This is a genomic window from Mesorhizobium sp. M7A.F.Ca.CA.002.15.2.1, from assembly GCF_003998715.1.
GTDB classification, from domain to species: domain Bacteria; phylum Pseudomonadota; class Alphaproteobacteria; order Rhizobiales; family Rhizobiaceae; genus Mesorhizobium; species Mesorhizobium ciceri.
On the sequence record NZ_RZPI01000775.1, the window covers coordinates 1 to 2,457 of the forward strand.

General features: G+C 59.5%; 3 protein-coding genes. 2 read left to right on the top strand and 1 reads right to left on the bottom strand.

Going from position 1 to position 2,457, the window contains the following annotated elements:
• Positions 1-327 (top strand): RidA family protein (locus ENZ74_RS29075; protein ID WP_164761290.1); only part of this gene is annotated, 327 nt, incomplete at its 5' end.
• Positions 328-373: 46 nt separating this feature from the next.
• Here ENZ74_RS29075 and ENZ74_RS29080 read toward each other — a convergent pair.
• Positions 374-2,083: an HAD family hydrolase gene (locus ENZ74_RS29080; protein WP_063168016.1), complete on the bottom strand. Its 1,710-nt coding sequence runs from the start codon at positions 2,081-2,083 to the stop codon at positions 374-376.
• Positions 2,084-2,317: 234 nt separating this feature from the next.
• Here ENZ74_RS29080 and ENZ74_RS29085 point away from each other — a divergent pair.
• The coding region (locus tag ENZ74_RS29085) for a DUF892 family protein (RefSeq protein WP_164761291.1) at positions 2,318-2,457 on the top strand (140 nt) is incomplete at its 3' end.

Below are 2,457 nucleotides of genomic sequence, written 5' to 3' on the forward strand. Positions count from 1 at the left end.
GGAAAGAGAGGAGGGGGATTCACTGGCGATGCGGCGGCACAGTGGCGTGCAATTCTGGCGAACATCAAATCAGATCTGGAAGAACTCGGCAGCGCGCTCGACTATCTCATCCGGCTGACCTTCTTCATCAAGGGGCCATTTCCCGATGGCGGCGTTCTGAGTTCACCCAATTTTCGTCTCGACGTACTGGACGAGTTCTTTGCCGAGCATTGCCCGAAGCACTGCAGCTATAACAACCCGCCGCCTTCGGAGGTGATCGGAGTTGCAGCGCTTGCGCAAGCCGACATCGTCGTTGAAATTGTCGCGGTGGCGGCGTTGCCTGACTGAAGAATTTCGCATGCAGCGCTGGCTTGATTGCCTTGGCTCTCGCGTGTCACTCCGGGGCTGTGGCGGGAGCCGTGTAACGGCGGCGCACGGCATCAAGCACCCGCTTGCGGCTCTCCTCCGCCGACAGGGTCTTGTCCTCTTCCGCCTCGGCGGTTTCGCGCGCCAGGTCCTTGTCCCTGATCTGATGTCGAAACCATTTGGAATAGTCGCCGGTGCGCAAATGAAACTCCCAGGTCTTGTCATCTATGCCCTCGGCGATCTGAGCGAAGATCATCAGATTGTGAGCCCTGAGATTCATCGCATTCTCAGGGCCATGGAAATAGAAGCTGCCGGCTTCGTCGAGCTGGCCTTCGGCATATTTCCGGCTGTGCCGCTTGAGTGACTGACGTGGTTCGACCACTTTGACCGTCTTGACTTTTTTGCCTGCCTGCGGCCGCCAGAACAGCACGCGCGCACCTTTCGGGCTGGGGATGACCTTCGGCGGCTCAATGCCGGTTTCACGGCAGAAGACCTTCACGACGTCCTTTGCCTTGGGGCCAAGCGCAATGATGGCTGTCACCAGGCGCAAGGCGTCTGTCGAGATCGCCTCGGGGTGAACGGTGATCAGGATTGTGCCAGGCAATTCCAATGACAGAACCGCCCGCGTATCGTCGCGCCGCTTGGGCAGAAGATGATGCGCTTCATCGATCACGAGCCAGTGCGGTCTCGCGGTGCGCCGGCGGAAACTGCTGAGGCCAGGCAGCAGGTCGGCAAAGAAATCCGGCCTCTCGTCGACCCGCAGGGCCAGTCCATTGACGACTATGTTGCTGTCGGCCTTGGCGATCAGATCGAGCACTTGCGCCTTTGTCGGCGCGCTTGAGCCGTCTCCCAGGCGAACGGCGCCTTCGAGGCCATCATAGTCGCCTTCGGGATCGAAGACACAAAACTGAAAGCCGCTTTCGACGAAGCGTTCGGTCAGCGCGGTGGCCAAGGTGGATTTACCGATACCGGAACTCCCGGCAATGAGGATCGTGTCGCTCGGCGACAGGTAGGTATCATCGCCGCCAGATGATCCAAGAACGATGCCGTCATGGCGCTTCGGCACTATCGCGTGATCACGCTTTATCAGCTTTGCGATCAGTTGCTCCACGCCTTTGCCTCGGGCGCCAGGCATGATCAGGTTGGCTGTATCCTTGACCGCCGGAATTGCATTGTCGACGGCGACGCTGCAGCCACAGGCTTGCAGGAACGCATGATCGTTCTCGGCGTCGCCGACGCCGACGACGTTGTGCGGCGAAAGTCGAAGGTCCTGAAGGGCCGCGGCGAGCCCGGTGGCTTTGTTGATGCCGCTCGGCAGGATCATCACCGCGCCCTTGTTGAAGATGATTTCCAGTTCGAGACCCATCTTCTTGATGACCTCAAGCACGGTCGCTTGATGCGGTTCCCAGGTCGCGACGATCGATCGTCCGACCGAAAGCGGCTTGACGCCCTGCCTCTTCAACCTGGCGACGAATTTGGGCTCGGGCGGCGGGGCGATCACCCGCTCTTCCTCGCTGGCCGGCGTGTAGATCATCGCGCCATTCTCAGCGACGACCTTGTCGAAGAGGCTAAGCTCGGGAAAGACGCCCTTGAGATCGGGCAGTTCACGCCCGGTGACGAGAACCAGCTTGCGGCCGCTTTTCTTGAACCGCTCAAGCGCAGTGAGCGTTTTCTTGGCGACGACCCCATCATGAGCCAGCGTGCCGTCATAGTCAGTCGCCAATGCAATGAAATACATTCCGCCAACCCTTCTCGGTTCCGATTGCTCTGCGGCTAGAACGTGTGATCGAGACAAAGGCTCCCCGCCGACCGGATCGAGGTCTTGGAGAAGGGGGAACGGTCCGCCCTCGGAAATCAGGAACTCCTTCGGTGCCGGCACGTTGACCAGAGAAGCCGGGAACCGTCCCGGTCTTTGTTGGCGGCGCAAACCCCGTCGCCGAAATCCACACCAAGCGCAATGAAAGGTAAGGCCATGGGCTTCTTTTCGAAGGACATAAAGACACTCGACGATCTCTTCGTGCACACGCTGCGCGACATCTATTACGCCGAAAAGCAGATCGAGAAAGCGCTGCCGAAGATGATCGACAAGGCAACCGACCCGCAATTGAAAGC

Bases quoted from the DNA above. Each gene is read 5' to 3' on its own strand.
- ENZ74_RS29080 (WP_063168016.1), bottom strand. From the start codon at position 2,083: ATGTATTTCATTGCATTGGCGACTGACTATGACGGCACGCTGGCTCAT.